Origin of the sequence: Cryobacterium sp. N22, from assembly GCF_002929555.1 — a bacterium.
GTDB lineage: Bacteria > Actinomycetota > Actinomycetes > Actinomycetales > Microbacteriaceae > Cryobacterium.
This window is the reverse complement of record NZ_PJJP01000039.1, coordinates 530,001-552,080: the sequence shown is the minus strand read 5'-3', so window position 1 is coordinate 552,080 and position 22,080 is coordinate 530,001. Positions and strand designations below refer to the sequence as shown.

The 22,080-nt window shown below is 62.7% G+C and carries 22 protein-coding genes and 1 pseudogene; 13 read left to right on the top strand and 10 right to left on the bottom strand.

Going from position 1 to position 22,080, the window contains the following annotated elements:
* Positions 1-37 precede the first annotated feature (37 nt).
* The 4 genes from CXY76_RS18005 (at position 38) to CXY76_RS17995 (ending at position 2,677) form a co-directional block, all read left to right on the top strand.
* On the top strand, positions 38-565 hold the full coding sequence (locus tag CXY76_RS18005) for a tetratricopeptide repeat protein (protein WP_104166920.1): 528 nt from the start codon (positions 38-40) through the stop codon (positions 563-565).
* Positions 566-818: 253 nt separating this feature from the next.
* Positions 819-1,238 carry a hypothetical protein gene (locus tag CXY76_RS18000; protein WP_199190353.1) on the top strand — a complete coding sequence of 140 codons (420 nt, stop codon included), beginning with the start codon at positions 819-821 and terminating at the stop codon, positions 1,236-1,238.
* Positions 1,239-1,570: 332 nt separating this feature from the next.
* Positions 1,571-1,912 carry a hypothetical protein gene (locus tag CXY76_RS19315; RefSeq protein WP_146073497.1) on the top strand — a complete coding sequence of 114 codons (342 nt, stop codon included), beginning with the start codon at positions 1,571-1,573 and terminating at the stop codon, positions 1,910-1,912.
* 237 nt (positions 1,913-2,149) lie between these two features.
* On the top strand, positions 2,150-2,677 hold the full coding sequence (locus tag CXY76_RS17995; RefSeq protein WP_369826178.1) for a recombinase family protein: 528 nt from the start codon (positions 2,150-2,152) through the stop codon (positions 2,675-2,677).
* Here CXY76_RS17995 and CXY76_RS19725 read toward each other — a convergent pair.
* The 5 genes and pseudogenes from CXY76_RS19725 to CXY76_RS17970 all read right to left on the bottom strand — a co-directional run bounded on the left by CXY76_RS19725 (position 2,638) and on the right by CXY76_RS17970 (position 5,716).
* A pseudogene (locus CXY76_RS19725) lies at positions 2,638-2,930 on the bottom strand (Rho termination factor). The gene CXY76_RS17995 and the pseudogene CXY76_RS19725 sit on opposite strands and share 40 nt — an antisense overlap.
* Positions 2,931-2,949: 19 nt before the next feature.
* Positions 2,950-3,174 (bottom strand): hypothetical protein, encoded by a 225-nt coding sequence (locus tag CXY76_RS19310; protein WP_146073496.1) that lies wholly within the window; start codon positions 3,172-3,174, stop codon positions 2,950-2,952.
* 109 nt (positions 3,175-3,283) lie between these two features.
* Positions 3,284-3,853 carry an RNA polymerase sigma factor gene (locus CXY76_RS17980; RefSeq protein ID WP_146073495.1) on the bottom strand — a complete coding sequence of 190 codons (570 nt, stop codon included), beginning with the start codon at positions 3,851-3,853 and terminating at the stop codon, positions 3,284-3,286.
* Between the two features lie 439 nt (positions 3,854-4,292).
* A complete protein-coding gene (locus tag CXY76_RS17975) occupies positions 4,293-5,051 on the bottom strand; it encodes a GAF and ANTAR domain-containing protein (RefSeq protein WP_104166911.1) in 759 nt (252 codons plus the stop codon).
* An 8-nt stretch (positions 5,052-5,059) separates the two neighbouring features.
* On the bottom strand, positions 5,060-5,716 hold the full coding sequence (locus CXY76_RS17970; RefSeq protein WP_146073494.1) for a GAF and ANTAR domain-containing protein: 657 nt from the start codon (positions 5,714-5,716) through the stop codon (positions 5,060-5,062).
* Between the two features lie 223 nt (positions 5,717-5,939).
* Between CXY76_RS17970 and CXY76_RS17965 the strand changes: the two genes are divergently transcribed.
* From CXY76_RS17965 to CXY76_RS17945, 5 genes are all read left to right on the top strand, one after another.
* Positions 5,940-9,668, top strand: a complete 3,729-nt coding sequence (locus tag CXY76_RS17965) for a nitrate reductase subunit alpha (RefSeq protein ID WP_199190352.1) — start codon at positions 5,940-5,942, stop codon at positions 9,666-9,668.
* The gene (gene narH, locus CXY76_RS17960) at positions 9,668-11,389 is read left to right on the top strand and encodes a nitrate reductase subunit beta (protein ID WP_104166905.1); all 1,722 of its coding nucleotides are present in this window, start codon (positions 9,668-9,670) and stop codon (positions 11,387-11,389) included. Before CXY76_RS17965 ends, narH begins: the two co-directional genes overlap by 1 nt.
* On the top strand, positions 11,386-12,033 hold the full coding sequence (gene narJ, locus CXY76_RS17955; RefSeq protein ID WP_104166903.1) for a nitrate reductase molybdenum cofactor assembly chaperone: 648 nt from the start codon (positions 11,386-11,388) through the stop codon (positions 12,031-12,033). Before narH ends, narJ begins: the two co-directional genes overlap by 4 nt.
* Positions 12,033-12,788: a respiratory nitrate reductase subunit gamma gene (narI, locus tag CXY76_RS17950; RefSeq protein ID WP_104167406.1), complete on the top strand. Its 756-nt coding sequence runs from the start codon at positions 12,033-12,035 to the stop codon at positions 12,786-12,788. The genes narJ and narI overlap by 1 nt, the downstream gene beginning before the upstream one ends.
* A 74-nt stretch (positions 12,789-12,862) precedes the next feature.
* On the top strand, positions 12,863-14,035 hold the full coding sequence (locus CXY76_RS17945) for an MFS transporter (protein WP_233200000.1): 1,173 nt from the start codon (positions 12,863-12,865) through the stop codon (positions 14,033-14,035).
* 562 nt (positions 14,036-14,597) lie between these two features.
* On the opposite strand, the gene CXY76_RS19845 is transcribed toward CXY76_RS17945, so the two are convergent.
* Entirely contained in the window at positions 14,598-14,804 is a 207-nt protein-coding gene (locus CXY76_RS19845) for a sigma factor-like helix-turn-helix DNA-binding protein (protein ID WP_369826177.1), read from the bottom strand.
* 164 nt (positions 14,805-14,968) lie between these two features.
* Here CXY76_RS19845 and CXY76_RS19470 point away from each other — a divergent pair, with 164 nt between their 5' ends.
* The 4 genes from CXY76_RS19470 (at position 14,969) to CXY76_RS17925 (ending at position 17,841) form a co-directional block, all read left to right on the top strand.
* On the top strand, positions 14,969-15,127 hold the full coding sequence (locus tag CXY76_RS19470) for a hypothetical protein (protein WP_158253939.1): 159 nt from the start codon (positions 14,969-14,971) through the stop codon (positions 15,125-15,127).
* Positions 15,128-15,501: 374 nt separating this feature from the next.
* Positions 15,502-16,155 (top strand): hypothetical protein, encoded by a 654-nt coding sequence (locus CXY76_RS17935; protein ID WP_104166897.1) that lies wholly within the window; start codon positions 15,502-15,504, stop codon positions 16,153-16,155.
* Between the two features lie 526 nt (positions 16,156-16,681).
* A complete protein-coding gene (locus CXY76_RS17930; protein ID WP_146073493.1) occupies positions 16,682-17,257 on the top strand; it encodes a helix-turn-helix domain-containing protein in 576 nt (191 codons plus the stop codon).
* Entirely contained in the window at positions 17,257-17,841 is a 585-nt protein-coding gene (locus tag CXY76_RS17925) for a hypothetical protein (protein WP_104166893.1), read from the top strand. The genes CXY76_RS17930 and CXY76_RS17925 overlap by 1 nt, the downstream gene beginning before the upstream one ends.
* A gap of 1,002 nt (positions 17,842-18,843) precedes the next feature.
* Here the strand turns inward: CXY76_RS17925 and CXY76_RS17920 are convergent.
* The 4 genes from CXY76_RS17920 to CXY76_RS17905 form a co-directional block, all read right to left on the bottom strand.
* Positions 18,844-19,713 carry a metal-dependent hydrolase gene (locus tag CXY76_RS17920; protein ID WP_104166891.1) on the bottom strand — a complete coding sequence of 290 codons (870 nt, stop codon included), beginning with the start codon at positions 19,711-19,713 and terminating at the stop codon, positions 18,844-18,846.
* 145 nt (positions 19,714-19,858) lie between these two features.
* Entirely contained in the window at positions 19,859-20,752 is an 894-nt protein-coding gene (locus CXY76_RS17915) for a dihydrodipicolinate synthase family protein (protein ID WP_104166889.1), read from the bottom strand.
* Positions 20,753-20,763: 11 nt separating this feature from the next.
* Positions 20,764-21,516, bottom strand: coding sequence for a B3/4 domain-containing protein (locus tag CXY76_RS17910; protein ID WP_104166887.1), 753 nt, complete (start codon positions 21,514-21,516; stop codon positions 20,764-20,766).
* Positions 21,509-22,075 carry a helix-turn-helix domain-containing protein gene (locus CXY76_RS17905; protein WP_233199998.1) on the bottom strand — a complete coding sequence of 189 codons (567 nt, stop codon included), beginning with the start codon at positions 22,073-22,075 and terminating at the stop codon, positions 21,509-21,511. Before CXY76_RS17905 ends, CXY76_RS17910 begins: the two co-directional genes overlap by 8 nt.
* Positions 22,076-22,080 lie beyond the last annotated feature (5 nt).

Here is a 22,080-nt window from a genome sequence, read left to right as displayed (position 1 = left end):
TCTGCGCAGCCCCGATCGTTTCTAGGAGTCACACACTATGGGTATCGAACTGCACGCCGAGCTCGATCGCATTTTCGCAACTCGCGACCGGAACAACATGGCCCCGACCATTGCAGCCCTTCTCCCTCTCTACGAGCAGCACCCTCGCGACCCTCGGGTCCTCTACGAGGTAGGGGGAGCCTATGACACCGCCGGCGAGGAAGCCACTGCGCTGGGGTTCTATGAGCGGGCTATGGCCGAAGGGCTGGAAGGGGACATGCGTCGCCGGTGCTACCTGCAATTCGGCAGCACCCTCCGCAACCTCGGCCGTCTCGATGAGTCAACGACAATCTTCGCCCAGGCGCGGAGGGAGTTCCCGGACTCTGTCGCTCTCGGCGCATTCGAATCCCTGACCTTGCACGCAGCCGGGAACGTCAATGCAGCTCTCGGCAGCCTCCTCGCGCTGCTTGCCGACCATGTGCACACCGAAGAGATCGAGCGGTACAAGCCCGCTATGCACGGCAACGCCGAGTACTTGGCCTCGCTCGACTCCTCGCGACTTCCCGCGGCTCTCGATAGCAAATGACACGCGGGAGCGGTTACTGAGTGATTTCGATGTTTCAAATCCCATGGGTTTCGACACACGTGGGTTACGAGACCCGCTGGACGGTCATGGCGGTTCGCTTGGGCATCGGTCTATCCCAGTTATATATGGCGGGTTGGGAACACCGCGAATGCCGTGAAGGGAACGCGGAGCGGGCACATATAAGGGATCACGCGGGCTCTGGGAAACTCCGCTCCAAGTGAGGCGACTACGTGCCATCTTGTAGCCTCAAGGCATGAAGCCTCGCCGCGCCCTCGCTCTTGCCGGATTCGCAGCTATGTGCGCAGTGGTCTTGAGCGGGTGCTCCGTAGACACGCTAATTTGGGGGAACGACGGTGCTCAGGTTATCCAAGCTACCGAGAACCTCATCAAAGACCTCGCTTCTGGCGGAACATCCGATCTCGTCTGCGAAGACGCCGAAGCCGACCTCGGCACGGCAAAATATTGGGAAGGCCGCTCCGCAGGCGAGCCGGAACGGTTCTTTGCCGACTACTGGGATGAACAAGTACCACTCGATCCGCAGTGGAACATCAACCTGGAGGGTCTTCCCGAGGGGGCGACTCCGGGTGACAAGCATCCCGGCGACGTCTTTTACCGCGAAACCGACGATGGTCTCTGCGTGATCGATGTCGCATGGTCGACACTCATCGGCTGACGCAGCCGAATTTTCCCGCCCGGCGTCCTCATCCCTAGCGCTGTCTCGTAACCCTACGGATGCGAGACAGGTCCGGATACGAGACAGGTCGCCTGCTGCTTGGAGTGCACAGGAGCGATCTGGAGTGTCTCGTATCCCATGTGTTTCGATACACGGAGGTTAGGCGACGTCGGGCTCTCAAGAGCCCTCCGATGACGCAGGAAGACTCTGACCAGACCTGGGCGCATTCGACCCTGCAGCCTAGGCAAAATCCGAGCGATCCTGGCGCAATGGAGCAGGTAAGTTGAGGACATGAGCGCGCGTGGAGGCATCGTCGTGAGGAGCAGGCGCGGGTGAACGACACTGAATCTTCCCGATGTACTAGTTCGGCCCGCATCTTTCAGGCGCTCTGGATTGTTGGCTACCTGATTGGCACCAGCACGCACACCGTCGATCTCTTGCTGGGTGGCACAAACGCCTATTCGTCCTTCCCCGATCCTCTTCGCCTGTTCTGGGTCTTGCTGACGGTTTTAGATCCGCTTGTCGTCGTTCTCATATTGCTCCAGAAACAGGTTGGCGTCGTCCTCGGTGTTGTCGTCATCGTCGTCGACGTTGGCGTGAATGCCACGGTTTACGCCACGATCGGAGGCCTTCACTCTTTGGCGTACTCTGTCAGACGCTGTTCGGCATCCTGATACTCATCACGGCTCGACCACTATCCGCCTGGTTTGCCGCCGTCAATCGATCAAAATGACTCACGGGCATAGCGGGTGTCTCGTAACCCTACGGATACAAGACGCCCTACGGGCGTGATCTGCAGTTTCCCTTGTCTTCCCACAATCGCAGGCCTGATGGATCTTGTAACTACGTCGCGTAACCTTTTGGCGAAAATTGAGTACGCATCGCTAGTTATGAGACAGCGAAGGAGTGCGGTGATAAAGCTCATTGGATACGCGCGGGTATCGACTCGGCAGCAGTCTACGGATGCTCAGCAGGTCGAGATCCTGGCGGCAGGCGTTCGGCGGGATGTCTTGTATGTCGATCAGGGGAGTGCCGGAGTTCGAGAAGCTCGGCCTCAGCTTGATGTCGCACTCAAAGCGCTCGAGCCTGGCGACACATTCGTGATCACAACCTTGGACCGGCTGGGCCAATCGACGCAGAACGTGCTCGTGTTCGCCGAAAACCTCAGGGGCCGGGGTGTGGCTCTCCGGGTCCTCGATCTGGGCGGGGACGACGTCCACACGCTGACGCCGACGGGCTCCATGCTGTTCATTGTCACGGCGGCGCTCGGGCAGATGGAACACGACATCAAGCGAGAGTGGGTTCTTGACTCGATCGACAAACGGCGAAAGACCGGCAAGAACTTTGGCGGCCGACCACGGAGGATTCACCAACAGTTAGATCCGCAGCGCGAACCGACTCATCGAAGGTGGAGAACCGACAGCGCAGGTGGCGCGTGACTTCGGAATGGGGAGATGAGTTGGGGTTTGGTTCTTGCCGAATAGCCCGTGAGTCCTAACTCCTTGGCGCGCTTCTTGAGCTCGGAAACGGTCCAGTCATCGTACGAGCCGGACTCGCCGCCCTTCTTTGCGACTTCTGTGGCTCCCTGTTGGGCGGCAGCATTGGAGATCGTGCTGCCTTCTGCTTCGAGTTGCCGTCTTTGCGGAGTTCTTCGTATAGATTCTTCAGACTGTTATTTCTGGTGCCAGGCATGTCGCGCCCTTCAGAGTCGTCACGGATAAGGCAGTTCGTCAGGCGCCTGACCGACGAGGTCAGGATTGGCCGAGGCCGCCGTAGGATCGAAGTCATCGTCCAGTCCGTCGGCGGGGCCTGCCGGTGGATCCTCAAGGTCTGGCCGTTCGATTGGTGGGTTGTCGGGTTTGTCATCGTCTGACTGAGCCGAATTGCCGTTCCGCGGTTGGTCGAGGGTCCGGTCGTGCGCCGTGGAGCTTGTCATGCTCTCTCCCTCCCTGTTGGGCTCTCAGCGGCACTATATTTCGGTCCGAATCGTGTTCACAATGCTCGTTGTGGAAGTGGCTGTCCATCGGCCGGGCGTGGGCCATTGGCTAGCGCCAGGCGGCCAGATCGTGGGCGAGGGTGTGACGCGATCGGGCGAGTAATCCGCGCACGGTCGACTCTGGAACGACGAGTTGGGTCGCGATAACTGCGTAGCTGCAGCCGGAGAACTCACGCATGAGCCAGGCCCGCTTTTGATCCAGGGGGAGGTTAGCCAACGCCAGAGACAGTGCGTCGTTTTGAAGTAGAAGCTGCACTACGTCTAAGGGACTACTTTCGACTGTTGCCGGGGTGTCGAAGGGCAGCGTTCCCGGATCCCGTTGGGTCGTCCGCAGGCGGTCGATGCTTCTGTTCCGTACGGCCCGCATCAGCCAGGCCTTCACGTGCTCTCCGTCGTATACCGTTGAGAGCTTCGCCCAGGCGTTGATGAAGACGTCTTGCACCACATCGTCGGCTTCAGCGCCAGAGCCCAGCGTGCTTTGCGCGTACGCGCCCATGACTGCTCGGTAGCGGTTGACCAACACAGCAAATGCGGCCTGGTCTCCGGCAGCAGCCAAGCCAACGAGCACACTGTCCGTCTCGTTTTCTAGCAGCAAATGGCCGACTTCTCGCTGAACCACGCAGCCTCCCGCGTCGGGCAGACGCAACGGATGGCTTCACTAAGCCACAAACCGCAGCGCCCTTTGACGTGAACTTTGGTGAATCGTCAACATTATGTAGCGACTGTGGCCGGTTCGAAAGGCGCAAACTCCTAGCCTCCTCGCCTCCGATTGGAACGGGTCGCGGCTGGTCCTGGTCGGCGCGAAGCCGCTCATCGGTATCCTCGAGGGAGCCTTTTCGATCTCCAGTTCGGTGATTCCGGTCTGGCAACGGCTGAACCTCAAGCATGCGGGCGGCGACCTTGAGGTACGTGGCGGTTTAGCTGGACGAGTGCGAGGATGCGGCAGCTGTCGCAGCCGACGCGAGTGGGGTTTACCGTTGCGTCGTCGGCCAATTGAACGTGACACTGTCGTCGTTTGCTCGACGTCATCCAATTCCTGACCTGAGCGTCCTTCGGGTTTACCGGGCAGTCTGCGGCGATACTGATTCGATGTTGGACGTGCGATTGATCACGTCCTGGGCCGCGGCTCGCAAGGTAATTCCTTCGTCGCGCGCGTACCCGCGAAGTGCGGTGAACGCTTCGGTCATCGTGAAGTTGCGCACCTGGGCGAGCACGCCCTTTGCCTGTTCCACCAGGATTCGCGTATCCAGTGCGAGGTGAAGTTGCGCCGCCACAATCTCAGGCTGGCGGAAGGCGTGCTCGTGAATAATCCCGACGGTGGCTACGTCCGTCAGAGCTTGAGCTAGTCGGGCGTCCCGTTCGCTCAGCGCTCCCGGCGTTGTGCGGAGGAGGTTCATGGCGCCGATGGTGCTTCCGTGAAGTCGGAGCGGCGTAGCATGGGCGGCCCGGAAGCCCTGCTCCAGTGCAGTTTCGCGAAATCGCGGCCACGCTCGGGCGTTCACCTCGATGTCGGGAACGCTTGTGACCGTCCCGGTTTCATAGGACTCGATGCAGGGACCGGCCCCCGCGGCGATGGTCATAATTTCAACGACTTCTACTTCTTCGCTAGTCGAGGCGACCAATTCGAGCGAACCTGTGATGTCGGCCAAGACGATGCCGCCCGACTGCACGTCTAACAGCTGGGTGCAGGTATTCACGAGCGTGGAGAGCAGTTCGACGACGTCATAGCTCTCAACAAGCGTGCCGGCCACCCGCACAAAGGCGTCGTTGATTGCTGCTTCGCGGGTGATGTCATCCGCCTGTGCGTTATTCTCCATGTCGGAACCTACTCACGGATTTCTGCGAAATTGAGGCGCCGGTTGACGACGGCGTTTGCGACCTCTTGGACGGTATTTTCGCTAGAAAAAGCGTATCCCCGTATCCTGGAGAACGCATCGGTTGCGCTGACATCCAGCTGGGCGAGCACCATCCCCGTAGCCTGGTGGACCTGTCTGCGCCCCTCGATCGGAGCCCGCCGATCGAGGGGCTCCTCGAGGGCAATCTGAATGGCTTCGCGGAAGGCCGGTCCTGCAATGGCGCGGCTGAGCGATGTGCCAGTTTCAGCGGCCCCGTCCGAAAGGGGCCCTGGTGTCTTTCGGTAGCAGATCACAGCCCCTATGGACACTGCACCCAGCATCAGCGGGAACACGAAGATGGCGCGCGCGGCGAGGTCGGAGGCGCTGCGAAGAAATGCGGGCCACCGTTCGGTCCTGGCCAGGTCCGGCACCGATACCAAAGACCCGCTGGTGAACGCATCGAATAGGGGCCCTTCGCCCAAATCGAAGTGCAGCTCCTCCAGTCGCGCCGCGGTGATATCCGTGGAATAGAGCATCGCCGAGCGACGATTTTGATCGAAAACCGAAATCGCCACACCCTCTATCGGTAGCAGCTCCAGAAACGGCGACGTAAGCCTTCTTCCGACGGTTCGCGAGACATCGTTCATTTCAGCGCCACCAGATATTTTCTGTATCGCCTAGGCAGCACCCAATTCGACCAATTGAACACCACGAGTGACATAAGACTAAACCTTGCTACGGACGGATTCAACAGTTCCCGCGGTGCCAAGAAGAGACTCACCAGCTCGACGATAAAACGTCCAAAATTGACAGGATGAAAAGAACTCAGTTTCACTGGCGTCGCGGGGGAGCCAACTGTAGTGTGTGCCCATGGCAGCTGCTTCAGTGCCTGCCGGTTTGGACGGAAAAGCGTCGGACACCATGTTGGCGCTAGGCCGTTTTTTTACGCGGTGGGACCAAACAGATGATGGACGCGCAGTGTTCCGTGAGGGCGGGCGCAAGGGCGATGTGTTCTACCGCGACCGGTGGAGCCATGACAAGGTGGTCCGTTCCACCCATGGGGTGAACTGCACGGGGTCGTGTTCGTGGAAGGTCTACGTTCGGGATGGCATCATCACCTGGGAGTCGCAACAGACCGATTACCCGTCGGTCGGCCCCGACAGTCCGGAATACGAGCCGCGCGGGTGCCCCCGCGGAGCCGCGTTCAGTTGGTACACCTACTCGCCGACACGAGTGCGCTACCCGTACGCCCGCGGCGTCCTCGTCGAGATGTACCGGGAGGCCAAAGCCCGGCTGAAGGATCCCGTGCTCGCCTGGGCCGACGTTGTCGACGACCCTGAACGCCGGCGCCGTTACCAGCAGGCGCGAGGCAAAGGCGGGCTCATCCGGATCCCGTGGCAGGAGGCCGTTGAGATCGCCGCCGCCGCCCACGTGCACACGATCAAGAAGTACGGCCCGGACCGGTGTGCCGGTTTCTCCCCGATTCCGGCCATGTCGATGGTGTCGCATGCCGCGGGGAACCGGTTCATCCAGCTCATCGGTGGGGTGATGACCTCTTTCTACGACTGGTACGCCGACCTCCCCGTGGCCTCACCGCAGGTATTTGGCGACCAGACCGACGTGCCCGAATCCGGGGACTGGTGGGATTCCACCTACCTGATGATGTGGGGCTCGAACGTTCCGGTGACGCGCACCCCCGACGCACACTTCATGACCGAGGTGCGATACCGCGGCACGAAGGTGGTCGCGATCAGCCCTGACTATGCCGACAATACGAAGTTCGCCGATGAGTGGTTGCCCGCACAGGCTGGCACCGACGCTGCCCTCGCGATGGCGATGGGGCACGTGATGCTCAAAGAATTCTTCGTCGACCGACAGGTGCCGTATTTCAGCGGCTATGTACGCCGCTACACCGATCTGCCCTTCCTTGTTCGCATTGAGGAGCACGCGGACGGCGGCCTCGTGCCGACGAAATTCCTGATGGCGGCCGACTTGCCCGACCAGGCGAACACTCCGGATGCAGCCTTCAAGACGGTTCTGCTCGACTCGGCCACCGGCGCTCCCGTGGTGCCCAACGGGTCCATCGGTTACCGGTACGGGGAGGCGGGCAAGGGCAAGTGGAACCTTGACCTGGAGGGTGTCGACCCGGTCCTGAGCCTTCTCGACGAGGCCGGCGCCGGCGCATCCGCCGAAACCGCCGAGATTCGGATGCCCTGCTTCGAGGCGCCCTCCGGCGAGGGGTCGGTGGTGACCCGGGGTGTGCCGGTCAGGCGCGTGGCCGGGCACCTGGTCACCACAGTCTTCGACCTGATGCTCGCCCAGTACGGGGTGGGCCGTCCGGGTCTGCCCGGCGATTGGGCCACCGACTACGACGATGCGTCGACCCCGTATACGCCCGCCTGGCAGGAGGAGATCACGAGCGTGCCGGCGGCCGCCTGCATCCGGGTCGCTCGCGAGTTCGCCCGCAATGCCGAGGAATCTAAGGGGCGGTCCATGATCATCATGGGTGCCGGAATCTGCCAGTGGTTTCACGGTGACGCCACCTACCGTGCGGTGCTCTCGCTGGTGATGCTCACCGGCTGCATGGGGCGAAACGGTGGCGGTTGGGCCCACTACGTGGGCCAGGAGAAAACCCGCCCGATCACCGGATGGATCTCCCTCGCAAACGCTCTGGACTGGAGCCGGCCCCCGCGCACCATGATCGGTACCGGGTATTGGTACATGCACACCGATCAATGGCGCTCGGACGGGTACTCGGCCGACTCCCTGAAGTCCCCCCTCGCCGAGGGACATTTTGATGGAATGCACACCGTGGACACCCTCGCTCAGTCGAACCGGCTCGGCTGGATGCCGTTCTACCCGCAGTTCGACCGCAACCCGCTTGATCTCGCCGATGAGGCGCAAGCCGCAGTGGATGCGGGGGAGGCGCCTGATGCCCCGTCCTGGATCGCAGACGCTCTCAAGAACCGGCGGCTGAACCCGGCCATCGACGATGTCGACGCTCCCGAGAATTGGCCGCGCACACTGGTGCTCTGGCGTTCGAACCTGTTCGGCTCGTCGGCCAAGGGCAACGAGTACTTTCTGCGCAACCTCCTCGGCACCCACAACAACGTGATGGGCGCCGACCACGTGAACGCCGCCCGACCCCGGGATGTGAAGTGGCGTGACGAGGCGCCGGAGGGAAAACTCGACCTCCTCGTCTCCGCTGATTTCCGGATGACGTCGACCACGCTGTTGTCAGACATCGTGTTCCCTGCCGCCACATGGTATGAAAAACACGACCTCTCCTCCACCGACATGCACCCCTTTGTGCACGCCTTCAGTCCCGCCATCGACCCGCCGTGGGAGGCCAAGACCGACTTCGACACCTTCCGTCTACTCGCAGAGGAATTCTCCCGCCAGGCCAAAACGCATCTCGGCACCCGGCGGGACCTGGTCAGTGTGCCGCTGCAACACGATACGCCGGGGGAAATCGCCCAGCCTGGTGGAGTTGTGCGGGACTGGCGGGACACCGATATCCCGGCGGTGCCCGGACAGAACATGCCGGTTTTCTCGATCGTTGAACGCGACTACACCGCGATCGCGGAGAAGCTTGCCACAGTCGGACCGCTCGCGGAGGAACGCGGCTTCACCGTCAAGAACATCACCTACCGGATGGGGCACGAAATCGAGCGGCTCGCCCGCAGCAATGGGTTGATGCTCGGCGGGGCGGGTAACGGCCGCCCGGCTATCGATACCGACGCGAAATTTGCCCAGGCCATCCTGAGCTTCTCAGGCACCACCAACGGAGAACTGGCCGTGCAGGGGTTTCGAGAACTGGAAGAGCAGACCGGCATGAAGCTCGCCGACCTCGCTGAAGGTTCCGAAGAAAAACGGGTGACCTTTGCGCAGACGCAGGCGGCGCCGGTCCCGGTGATCACCTCGCCCGAGTGGTCAGGGTCGGAGACCGGCGGGCGTCGGTACTCGCCATTCACCATCAACGTGGAGCGGCTAAAACCCTGGCACACCCTCACCGGACGGATGCACTTCTTCCTCGACCACGACTGGATGCGCGACCTCGGCGAGGCCCTACCGATCTACCGACCACCGCTGGATATGCAGCGCCTGTTCGGTGAACCGCGATTCGGGCCGAACGGAACAACCGAGATCACCGTGCGCTACCTCACCCCGCACTCGAAGTGGTCCATCCACTCGGAGTATCAGGACAACCTCTTCATGCTGTCGCTGTCCAGGGGAGGGCCGACAGCGTGGATCAGCCCCACGGATGCGGCGGCGATCTCGGTTTCCGACAACGACTGGATCGAGTGCGTCAACACCAACGGGGTGTACGTGTGCCGAGCCATTGTCAGCCATCGGATGCCAGCGGGTGTGGTTTACGTCTACCACGCGCAGGAGCGCACGATCGATGTGCCGAAGTCCGAGGCGACGGGCCGCCGGGGTGGTATCCACAACTCGGCCACCCGGCTGCTCGTCAAACCCACCCACCTCATCGGCGGGTATGCGCAGCTGTCGTACGCGTTCAACTACCTAGGACCCACCGGCAACCAGCGTGACATGGTCACCACAATCCGAAAGCGTTCCCAGGAGGTGCGGTACTGATGCGCGTGATGGCTCAAATGGGCATGGTGATGAATCTCGATAAGTGCATTGGCTGCCACACCTGCTCGGTGACCTGCAAACAGGCGTGGACCAACCGCGCCGGCACCGAATACGTCTGGTTCAACAACGTCGAAACCCGGCCGGGACAAGGGTATCCGCGCCGCTACGAAGACCAGGAACAGTGGAAGGGCGGCTGGCAGCTCAACAAGAAGGGCCGACTCGTACTCAAGGGCGGTGGACGGCTGAAGAAGCTTTTCGGACTGTTCGCGAGCCCCGTGCAGCCCGAGCTAAAGGACTACTACGAGCCCTGGACCTACGACTACAAGACCCTGATCGACGCGCCGCTCGGAGACGACTTCCCGGTGGCCCGCCCGAAGTCGTTGATCACGGGCAAGGACACCAAAATCAGTTGGTCGGCCAACTGGGACGACGACCTCGGCGGGGCCCCGGAGATGGGACACCTCGACCCCATCGTCGAAAAAGTGCGGCGGGAGTCGGAAGACAAAATCAAGTTCGCCTTCGAACAGACCTTCATGTTCTACCTTCCGCGAATCTGTGAGCACTGCCTCAACCCCTCCTGCATGGCGTCGTGCCCGTCCGGTGCCATCTACAAGCGCGTCGAAGACGGCATCGTGCTCGTGGACCAGGACAAGTGCCGAGGCTGGCGCCAGTGCATCACCGGCTGCCCGTACAAGAAGATCTACTTCAACCACAAGACCGGTAAGGCCGAGAAGTGCACCTTCTGCTATCCGCGGGTGGAAGTCGGTCTTCCCACCGTGTGCTCCGAAACCTGTGTCGGCCGCCTCCGCTACCTCGGTCTGTTCCTCTACGACGCCGACCGGGTGACCGACGCCGCCGCGGTGACGGACGTGACTGACCTGTACGAATCGCAGATGGACGTGCTCCTGGATCCCAACGACCCCGAGGTGGCCGCAGCCGCCCTCGACCAGGGAATCCCGGCCGACTGGCTGGACGCGGCACGGAAGTCGCCGGTGTATGCGCTCGCGAAGGTGTACAAAGTCGCGCTGCCGTTGCACCCGGAGTATCGCACCATGCCGATGGTCTGGTACGTGCCGCCGCTGTCTCCCATCGTCGACCTGCTGAGCGAGCAGGGCCACGATGCCGAAGACAGCGGCAATCTCTTCGGAGCCATCGACGCGCTCCGCATCCCCGTCGAGTACCTCGCCGAGCTGTTCACCGCCGGCGACACCGACAAAATCACCGAGGTGTTGCGCAAGCTTGCGGCGATGCGTGCCTACATGCGGGCGATCACAATGGAACAGGAACCCGACCCGTCGATTCCGGCAGCCGTGGGGATGTCGCCGGGCTCTATGTACGAGATGTACAGGCTGATGGCGATCGCGAAGTACGACGAGCGCTACGTTATTCCCAAGGCACACGTCGAGCAGGCGCACGACCTGGAGGAGATGGGCTGCTCGGTCGATTTCGAGGGCGGTCCGGGCATGTATGAAGACTCGCCGTTCGGGGAGGCGAGCGGCCGGCCCACACCCGTCGCCGTGGAGAACTTCTATGCGCTGAAAGACCGGCAGACGTCCGACACTCCTGCCGGCGAGCAGGCCCTTCGAGGCCGCGTCAACCTGCTCAACTGGGACGGCAACGGCAGCCCCACCGGCCTCTTTCCCGAGAAACGTGACCGACCAAGCGCTGCGGCCCCGTCGCCGGCCGACCTGCGCCCGCCCACGGAGGGCGGCTCGTCATGAGGCGCAATCGAGCGGCCGCTCACAGCCTGGCCCAGCGCGTGTTCTATCAGGCCGCGTCCTGGTGTTTGTCCTACCCGGATGCCCAACTCCTGGAACGGTGCACGTTGATGCGGTCCGCACTGGCCGAACACGGCCCGGCTGCGCCGGATCTCACCGCGTTCCTCGGGTACCTCGAGAACACCGCGTTGGGAACCCTGGAGCGCTCCTATGTGGAGACGTTCGACCTCAGCAAGCATCATCCGCTCTATCTCTCGTATTGGACCGACGGCGACACCCGTCGCCGGGGTGACGTGCTGGCTGAGTTCAAGAAGGTGTATCGGGGGAGTGACTACCTGACCAACACCCACGGTGAGTTGCCCGACTTCTTGCCGCTGGTTCTCGAGTTCGCAGCCGTGGCCGGCCCGGTCGCGGGACGCGACCTGCTCATCCAGTACCGGCCCAGCATCGAAATGCTCCGGCTCGCGCTCACCGAGCACGGGTCACCGTATTCCACGGTGATTGAAGGCATCTGCGCCACACTTCCCGGCCCATCACCCGCAGACAGACAGGCCGTGCAATCCATGGCCGGCGTCGGCCCGCCCGCCGAGAGCGTCGGCCTTGAACCCTTCGACCCGCGCCTGCTTCCCCTGAACGCCGGCTCATGATGTGGGACGTACTACTCTGGGGCATTCTTCCCTACGTGATGCTTGCGGTCCTGATCGGTGGGACCATCTGGCGCTACCGGTACGACCAATTCGGATGGACCACCCGTTCATCCCAACTCTACGAATCCCGCCTCCTGCGCATCGGATCACCAATATTTCACTTCGGGCTTCTCGCGGTCATCGCCGGCCACTTCTTCGGCCTGGTGATACCCATGTCCTGGACACTCTTTTTCGGGATGAGCCAGGATTTCTATCATCTCAATGCCCTACTGGTCGGCGGCGTCGCAGGGGTCTGCACCCTCGGGGGCATCGTGATCCTCATCTATCGACGACGCAAAACCGGGCCGGTTTTCATGGCCACGACCAGCAACGACAAAATCATGTACGTCGTGTTGACCGCCGCGATTGTCCTGGGTCTCTGGACCACTCTCGCCAGCGTTTTCAGCGGCGAACACGGCCACAACTACCGTGAAACAGTGTCGCCCTGGTTCCGATCACTGTTCATCCTGCAACCCGATGTCGCGGCAATGGCCGCCGCTCCGTTCTCCTTCCATATCCACACCCTCGTTGGCATGTTGTTGTTCACCATCTGGCCCTTCACCCGACTGGTGCACGCGTTCACCGCGCCTCTGCACTACTTGTTCCGGCCCTATATCGTCTACCGGTCCAGGGATCAAGAACCCGGGCAGGTGCGGCCGGCGCGGCGCGGGTGGGCGCCCATCGGTACCAAGGATCGCACCCCTGACAAGCGCTGATCGGAGCAGCGGCGATGGACACAGCGATGGGCTCGAGTAACACTGCACGGCAGCGAGCGCACCACAGCAAAGGGATGAACCTCACCCTCGCGACACTCGCATCCGTCGTGTGCTTCTGGGCATGGACCAGTGTTTCGCCGCTGGGCATTCGCTACACCGAGTCGATGGGACTCTCGCCAGCCCAGACATCAGTGCTCGTGGCGATGCCAGTACTCGTCGGATCGATCGGTCGAATCCCCGTGGGCGTGCTCACCGACCGCTTCGGCGGCCGCATCCTGTTCACCCTGGTGCTACTTGCATCCGTCCCTGCTCTCGCGCTCGTGGCGATTGCAGGAACCCTTAACGCATACGTCTTCCTGGTGGCCGCAGCGCTGCTGCTCGGCGTAGCCGGAACGGTTTTTGCCGTGGGGATCCCGTTCGTGAGTCACTGGTATCCGCCGAGCCGTCGGGGCTTCGCTACCGGGGTGTTCGGGGCTGGGATGGGTGGTACCGCGTTGTCGGCATTCTTCACGCCTCGCCTGGTGGAATGGTTCGGTTACGTTCCAACGCACCTCATCCTCGCGGGGCTCCTCATCGTCGTTGCGGTCGTGGTGTGGCTCTTCATGGCCGAGGCCCCTGGGTTCACGGCCAGCACCGATCCCTTCCTTCCCAAGCTCGCCGCTGCGGCGCGGCTCAGCGTGACCTGGCAGATGAGCTTTCTCTACGCGCTGGTCTTCGGCGGATTCGTCGCCTTTTCCACCTACCTGCCCACCTACCTTCGGCAAATCTACGACTTCGACCTCACCGCCGCCGGAACCCGAACGGCAGGGTTTGCGGTTGCCGCCGTGATTCTCCGCCCCGTTGGAGGGATACTCGCCGACCGCATCGGCCCGAAACCGGTGGTGATCGGCTCGCTCGCGGCTGTCACAGTTCTCGCCTGGGTGGTGAACCTCCGTCCCGACGGTGAGATCCCAGCCGGCCTCACCTTCGTCGCGATGGCATCGGCACTGGGACTCGGTGCCGGGGGAGTGTTCGCCTGGATCGGACGAAACGCCCCACCCGCCAACGTGGGCGCCGTGAGTGGCATCGTCAGCGCGGCCGGCGGGCTGGGCGGCTACTTCCCACCATTGGTGATGGGGGCCACCTACAACGCCGCGGAAAACAGCTACGCGATCGGACTGCTCCTCCTAGCCGGCACCGCTCTGATCGCCCTGGTTTTCACGATCCTTTTTGTGAAAGACAAGACACCTGTCACCACGAATCAGTGACGCCTGCGTCGTCATGAACGAGACGACGCCCGACTCAGCCATAATCGGACGGTCGCGGCGCATAGATAGAGATGGGGGAGGCGCGCGTACAGTGGGATCTAGCGACCAACCACGATCGTTCGGATGACGGGAAGTGATCTGTGCCGAATTCAAGTTTTTCAAACTTGGGCGAACTCGGAGACGATCTTCTAAAGGCCTCAACTGAGCAGGCCGAAGAGGCTTTGGCGCAGCAGTTGGCGCACGCGTTCTCCGGCAAACTCGAATCGGCAGACCAGATCGAATTGACGGTCGTAGGTCATCCAGCTGGTGGGCTCGGCTTTGATAGCGCCCGGGTGCATGCGCGAGCAAACGAACTCCTTTGGCGCGGTCCCGTTATAGGCGTCGATGATTCTAACGACGAGTGCTTTAGCAGGACTAGCACCTATTCGGCTCGGGCCACGGACACAGACGGCTAACGCGCTTCCTGCCGGAGGGCGTCGAGGACGGAGCTGCGCGCACTGACCGCCGCATTTTCTCCGCGGTCAATAAAGCGGGAGTCCATCGGCCGGGCGTGGGCGATTGGCTAGTGCCAGGCGGCCAGATCGTGGGCGAGGGTGTGACGCGATCGGGCGAGTAATCCGCGCACGGTCGACTCTGGAACGACGAGTTGGGTCGCGATAACTGCGTAGCTGCAGCCGGAGAACTCACGCATGAGCCAGGCCCGCTTTTGATCCAGGGGGAGGTTAGCCAACGCCAGAGACAGTGCGTCGTTTTGAAGTAGAAGCTGCACTTCGTCTAAGGGACTACTTTCGACTGTTGCCGGGGTGTCGAAGGGCAGCGTTCCCGGATCCCGTTGGGTCGTCCGCAGGCGGACAGGGGACACGGCACATCAGGTACGCCTGTCCTTGGCCAGTCCAGCGACATAGACTGATCGTCCGTTCGAGAGGGAGAACCATGAAAATCAACGATGACACTGATGGTGAATACACCGATTCCGAGGGAGCGGCCGGCGCGCCGGAAATTGACGCCAACGAGACGCAGGCAGAGGGCGAGTACACCGACAGCGATACTCCCAACGAGAATCCGCCGGCAACGGACACCACCTCACTCTGACCCCAGGTCGCGCTTTGCCGAGGGCAGCGCGTGCGCTTAGCGATCACCGGCTCGAACTTTAGTGGACCGGCAGTCCCAGAACCAATCGGCGGTGTGACCAGAAACGAACCAGATACCTCGCTGCGTGACCAGAATGAGCCCGTATTCGTCCGTGCCAGCGCGTACACTGGACCCCATGAAAACCGCGGAAATCCGAGGATCTCCGCAATGTCACCGGAATCGGCGACAAGACCTTCGCCGCGCTCCAGGACCGATCACGGTCTGAACGCCCTGTCGGCCTGTGTCGGGCGGCCTGCGTCGCCGTTCCACGGCTGCGATAAGAGAATGAGGGAAACCAGACGCAGCCACGCACCCACAAGGATTGGCGCACCGACATGTCTCGCACCCGCACGATCCTCTCGGCCCTCGGACTCGCGGCCGTTGGGGCCGTGGCCGTCGCGGGGGACGCCCTGTTTGGGCCCTGGGGCGGGTGGTCGATCCTGCTGGTCGGCGGCTACATCGTCGGCGGTCGCACGGCGCGCACCAGCCGATTCGAGATCATGTCGTCGCGGCGCACCGTGCGCGCGATCGAGGGCGATCCGCGCACCGAGAAGTATCGCGTCGCCGTGCACAAAGAGCTGGCGAAGGACCGACGTCAGGTCGCCTCCCTACGGCGGCACCTCGGTCGCCGCGTTTCGACCGAGATGGCCGAGGTCGTCGCCAAGATCGATGACATCCTCTCCAAATGGGCACAGCTGATGACGACGATCGACGACAGGTTCACCGTCGAGGCGATGATCACCGACTACATTCCCGGCCTTCTGGAGGCCTATCGAAACCTCCCGGGCCACAAATTCCGTAAGACCTGGTTGCCAGAGCAGGTACGGGCCTGGGACGCACTCGGCGAACAGGTGCGCATCCTCGACGCGGAGGCCCTGCGCATCCAGAAGACCCTGTATTCGACCGACCTGCGGTCGGTCGAAGCCCACGGCACCTTCCTGCGGGACAAGTACACCCGCCGGCCAGGGCTGGAGATCAACCGCGACTGAAACGCGTCGACGGCCCGACCCGGCGCTGGCGTCAGCGGTGCAGCGACCGGTATTCCGCGGGCGATGCCCCGCACATGCGCGAGAAATGCGCGTAGAAGCTGCTCCGAGACGTATCCCTAGGAATAGGAGATGGCTCATCGGCGCGATCTGGGTTTTTAGAAGCACCCTCTCCAATCGCAGATCCTCGGGCGTCGTGCAACTACGTCGCGCCGAGACCGGTAGCCTCACATCCGCGAACTACGAACCATATGAGACGACCGCACGCCTGGTGAAAATGGCCGCAGTGTGGGGGAGTGCGGCTTGCCCGGCTCACCGTCGGACGCTGTGCTCGCATCCTTCAAGAGCTCTGGGTGATTGAGCCGATCTCGAAAGCATGCCGTGCCTGCGCAGCCCTGGGTCTAGCCGATGACGCTGGTGCTTCACAGCGCACGAAGCGGGTTTCCGAGGCCGACCAACCTTCTTAAATACGCGAAGGGCATCTACAATATGGTTTAGGAGTCATATTTATGAAGGTGAGGTGATTCTCATGGCAGCGTCATCGACCCTGGTTCGGGCCGCCCGCCGGAGCCAAAATATCACCCAGGCGAAACTTTCAGAGTTGACCGGTATCGATCAGGCCAGCGTCTCTCATCATGAACGGGGCAGAGACGCCGCCTACAGCACAGTTGATCGGCTGCTCGCTGGCACCGGACATCGACTGTACGCCGCTCCCACACGACGGGACGACGCTGCCAGCTCCGCAGAGGCGATTCGTGAACATCTACGCGCTCATGACACAGACCGAGCCCTCAGGGCGCTCCTCCAGTTGAATGACAACCTCACAGCCGAACACGGACTCGTCCGAGGAATCCTGGGGCTGACGGAGCCGGAACGCACCGGGGATCGTTTGTGGGATGCGGCGATTGCGGCTCTTGTGGCATGGAGACTCAATCAGGAAGACATCCCGCTCCCTGGATGGGTCAACAACCTCGATCGCGCACTGACGGTACCTGTCGTCTTCCGGGTCGACCCGGCCGACCCGGCGCCCGAGCGTGAAGACGTGCCGGACGAGTTCGCCGAACGCGGCGTCCTCGCTTGGGCAGATACCTTCGCGAGCGTTTGATGTCAGCGACTGCGCTCGATCGTGGCGCGATCACCATCGGCCTGCGAGATCTAGTCGCCGAGCTTCGCGATGCGGGCGAGGTTGCTGGCATCCGGCTCGTGGGCGGCGCGGCACTCGCCCTGCGCTACTTCGACCGGGGGACGACGCAAGACCTAGATGTCCTTCACGTCAATCCCGGCTCAGACGAGTCCGTCGCTGCCGCTGCCGAGAGGGTCGCCTATAGGCGTGGGTGGGACGCGAAGTGGCTGAACTTCGAGGTCACGAAGGCCGACGCCATCCCCACTCTCGGCCGCGCCGTTGAGTGGGAGACCATCCACGACGAGGCTGGCATTGTCATCGAAGTGGCGTCCAAAGAGGCGATGCTGGTGATGAAACTCCGAGCAAACCGACCGGGGCGTGACACCCGCGATATCAGACTCCTCCTTGCTCTGTGTGACGTCCACACGCTAGAGGACGCGGGCCAACTCTACGAGCAGTTCTACCCCGGCGATATCCTCACGCCACGTGCGGAGAAAATCGTGAACGCCATTCTCGACGGTGAACCCACGGCACCGCCGGATTCGCCCGGTCCGATCAATATCTGATCCGTGTCAATGTTCGGTGCCCGTCACTGCGTCACTGCGTCACTGCGTCACTCGTCGACGCTAGCGAGGAGGCGGACAACCCAGGCGTAGAACCGTGCCAGCCTGCGGCGGGTGCAGCCCGCCTCATGATGAAATGCGAAGGCGACAGCCACGATGGAGGGGCGGAGTTGGTGCACCGGATGAGCTCAATGCCGTGACCAGAAACGAACCAGGTACCTCGCTGTGTGACCAGAATGAGCCCGTACTCGTCCGTGTCAGCGCGTACACTAGACCCATGAAAACCGCAGAAGTCCGCGGGATTCCGCCCCAGCTGCAGGGGAGTGGCGTAGCCCAGATGGCTATCATTTGTTCTTGGTTCGAGTCCAGGTACCCCAGCAGTAACAGGCGCAGGATTCGCGAGGCGAAATCACCCATCGCCCCTCCTCCCTTCCAGGCCTATTACAGCCTCTGTGACCAGAAACGGCCCAAAAACCCCCTGTGGGGTTGCTTTGGTGTTGTGCTGCCCGGCTGATACGGATCCGTCCCGAGCCAGACGGGCTGCTACTGGCTTCGTGCGCGCACCTACTGGCTATGGACGCCATGGTTCAGATTCGACGTTTCTCACTCAGCAAGAACTGGCCGACCTATTGCGCCTGCCTGAGCGCACCATGGAGCACTGGAATGCCTCGCCCTGCGCCGCTGTGACGTGGACATGACGACCCTGCCACCGGCCCTCGTCGTCAACGGCACGATTGTGAGCACCAAGGCATAAGGGATCCACCGGAAGGACTCGCCCACGCACTCCCGACAGCGCCGCAGCATCGCGTTGCCATCGATGGCAGCGGCGGCGGTGCGCCGACGGCTGGCGCTTGCCGAGCCCAACCCGAGTGCGCCGAGGCTACCCCGATGCGTCTGGTCGGTGCTCTTGGCCCCACCTCTGCTCGCCGCCGCTGACCTTCCAGAAGCTGAGGCGTCTCCACTCTTCCATCGCCAACGGCGACATAAGTAGCGCCCCCTCGCCTCCTAGGTCGCGGTCGAACTCGTTTCCATGGTCAATTCGAGTCCGCCCTCAATTTCGCGAATAGTGAGCGACGCGGTGACAGCTGAGAGCTCGGTGAGGTTGTGGATGTGGGTGCCGCCACAGGGAATGTCGGTGCGTCCGGCTGGGAGTTCGCAGACCCAGGTGCGACGGGCAGAGAGCGTGTCATCGTTGCGTTCGATTCGCGCTGCGCCTCCCGCTGCGATCCATTGCGCGAGTTGAGTGTTGATGCGGCCTGCGACCGCTGAGGGATCAGCGAGGGCAGTGGGCGCGAAACCTTTGCGGCGCAGGGACTTGCCAATGCGGTAGATGTCCGTTGAACGATGTGGGTGAATGCGTGAGTGCTGGATGGCTAGCGCGTCAAAAGCTGGGTTACCCAGCGCATCCGTTGGCACGGGCTTGCTCCACGCCGCTGACAGTGTCGCATCGAGTGCGAGAGCGGCGAGGTGGCAGGCAGTGTGTGCTGCGGAGAGAGCGGCACGGTATTCCTTGTCGACGTCGATCTGTACGGACTCACCGATCGCTGGTGGGGCGCCCTCAACGATGTGAGCGACAACAAAGATCCACCCGTCAGTTCCGGTGCGGACGGGCAGGTCCTCACCGAGGCGAAGCTCTCCGTCGTGAATGCCGCCGGTGACGGCGCCCAGGATCGGCTGTGAGCCGTGATTGGTGGTGATGACGCCGCGGTCGGCGGGTTGGTCGGGCCATGCGGCGTCGACTGGGTGGAATGCCGTTGTGTCAAGGATGATCGCTGATCGTCCGTCTTGGAGCGGTTCTATGTGGAGAACTGATCCGGTGGAGGTCGTTGCGCCGTCCGGGTAGGTGACAATCGTGTCGGATGTGGGAAGGGTCATTTGTTAGTCCGTTCGTTCGAGCTGCGGTCGATGAGTAGTTTCGAGCTTGTCGTCATCGGTGAGCTTGTGCGGGTTGGGTTCGCTCACCCGGGCACCAGCGACGACGCGCCCAATGCAAACAGCCGTGATCGCGGTACTGACAGTTCTAGTTGGCGAGGTGCAGTTCTTCGACGACCTGTGCAACGCGCTCTCGGGCGGCCGTCCCGAGGCCCTGGATCGGCCGCGGCAGGCAGTCGACTGCGACGAGTCCCAGATGCTCTGCTATTGCCGCCGTGACCCGGTAGCTGCCGTGTGCTTCGAAGAGCGCCCACAGCGGTTGCAGCCTGGCGGATTCAGCCGAGGCCGTGGCGTGGTCGCCGGCCAGCGCGGCACGGGTGATCGTCAGCGCGGGGAGGGGGAGCGTGCCGCCGATCACGGAGTACCAGGCATCACAACCGGCGTTGAGGCCGGTCGCTGCGGAGGTGTCGCCAGACACGCCCACGGTTACGCCGCGGGGAATGTGGTCACGGATCGTCTGCACGCGCGCGGCCGCCTCGGCGGGATTGGCGGGGACGCCGGGAATCTTGATTGATGCCACGTTCGGAAGAGTCGCGATCCGCGCGTAGAGGTCATCGGTGAAGTTGAAGTGAGTGGTGCCCGGGTTGTCGTAAACCACGAGCGGCACGGAAAGGCCGCGGGCGACATCTTCGAACAGGTTGAACACTTCGTCGTGGCCGAGCGCCTGATAGGTGACCGGGGCGAGTAGGACCGCACTCGCGCCGGCCCCTTGCGCGTCGTCCGCAAACATCTGCACCTGAGAGGTGCGTAGCGCGCTGATGCCTACGATGACCGGCACTGGGCCGGCGTGCTGCACTGCGGCGTCGGCGACGCGGCGCCGCTCGTCACGGTCCAGGTACATGCAGGAGCCTGTTGACCCGAGAGCGGTGATGGAGTCGACTCCGGCTGTGACCAGCCGTTCGAGCAGGCGCGCATAGGCTGCCTCGTCGAAGGCGTCGTCCCTGAGCGGCGTGTGTGGGAAAGCACTGAGGCCGGTGAACATCGACTCTCCAATCATCGGTTCGAGAGTGGTTTAGAAGTAGGAGCCGCGGCTGCTGCGATGTGTCGGCGCGCGATCGTGACATTCGGCCCGAGCCGACGGAGGTGCTCTTCCAGCTCCTCGGTGGCAGTTCCAAGTGCGGCGTCATCGAGCGGGGAGAGGGCATCGAGGATGAAGAACGCCGCGGTGGTCGAGTTCGTGAGCTGCGTACGCCGTGCTTGACGCCAGTTCCAGCGGCGACAGGTCACGCCCTCGTCATCGCGCCACACCACCTCGCCGGGCTCGGGGTGTTCTATCACGGCGGCCCCGCCGGTTGCGGTGTCGAACCGTTCTTCTCCGGTCGCACGGACAAGCCTGGGAACGCCCACGTAGCGTGTCAAGTCCTCGCCGCCGAGCGGCACCTGGTGCAGCACTGAGATTGCGTTGTAGGTGTCAGTCAGTCGGTTCACTCGGGGCAGACCGCCCTCAGCGCGGCGCATCAAGGCTTCCAAGCTGTTGCGGGTGCGCTGCGGCTTCGCGCCGAATGCACGATAGGCGTCCCGCCAGGCGGCGACGTGGGGCAGTTCCTCTACGGGGTGGTCGTGGAGAGCGGCGCGAGCCGACGTTTCAGCTGTCACCAAGAGTGCCTCGCTGGCCTCGTCCGAGGGGCCGCCGGCCAACCCGTCGACGACGAGTAGTACCGCGCGATAATCGGGCCGCAGCGCGAACACGGCCTCCTCAGCGACGGCGCTGTCGACGAAGGCTTGCAAGCCCTGCTGATCAGGCATTGGTGCCCTTCCGTTCGCCGGTCGAGCCTTTCTGCGGCTCGTAGACGGTCAATGTGAAATGCGCCGGCTCGGCGCCGTGGTTGCTGTAGGCGTGGCTCACGTCACCGTAGAACATGATCGCGTCGCCGGCAGCGAGCTCGTGACGGTCGTCTCCGACATCGAGTGTCACAACGCCTGCGTGAACACGCAGCAGCTCTCTGGTGCCCTGAAGGTGCGGGTTGCTTTCGTGACGGTCGCTGGGGTTCATCTGCCAGTCCCACAGCTCCACGACGTCGGGCGGCTGCGTGCTGACGAGAAGCACGCCGCGCCCCCCGAATTCGCCCGACCATAATTCTGCGCCCTCGCCTGCACGAGTGACTTTTACCAGGCGGGATGATGATGGCTCCACGAGTGCCGACAGGGTGATCCCGAGAGCGTCGCTCAGGCTCAACAACGTCCCGATGCTCGGGTTGGCGGCGCCTTGCTCGAGATTGACCAATTGGCGACGACTGACGCTGGCTGCCTCGGAGAGGCGATCTAGTGTCCACTCTCGCGCCAGCCTTTCTCGACGGATGCGCACGCCTA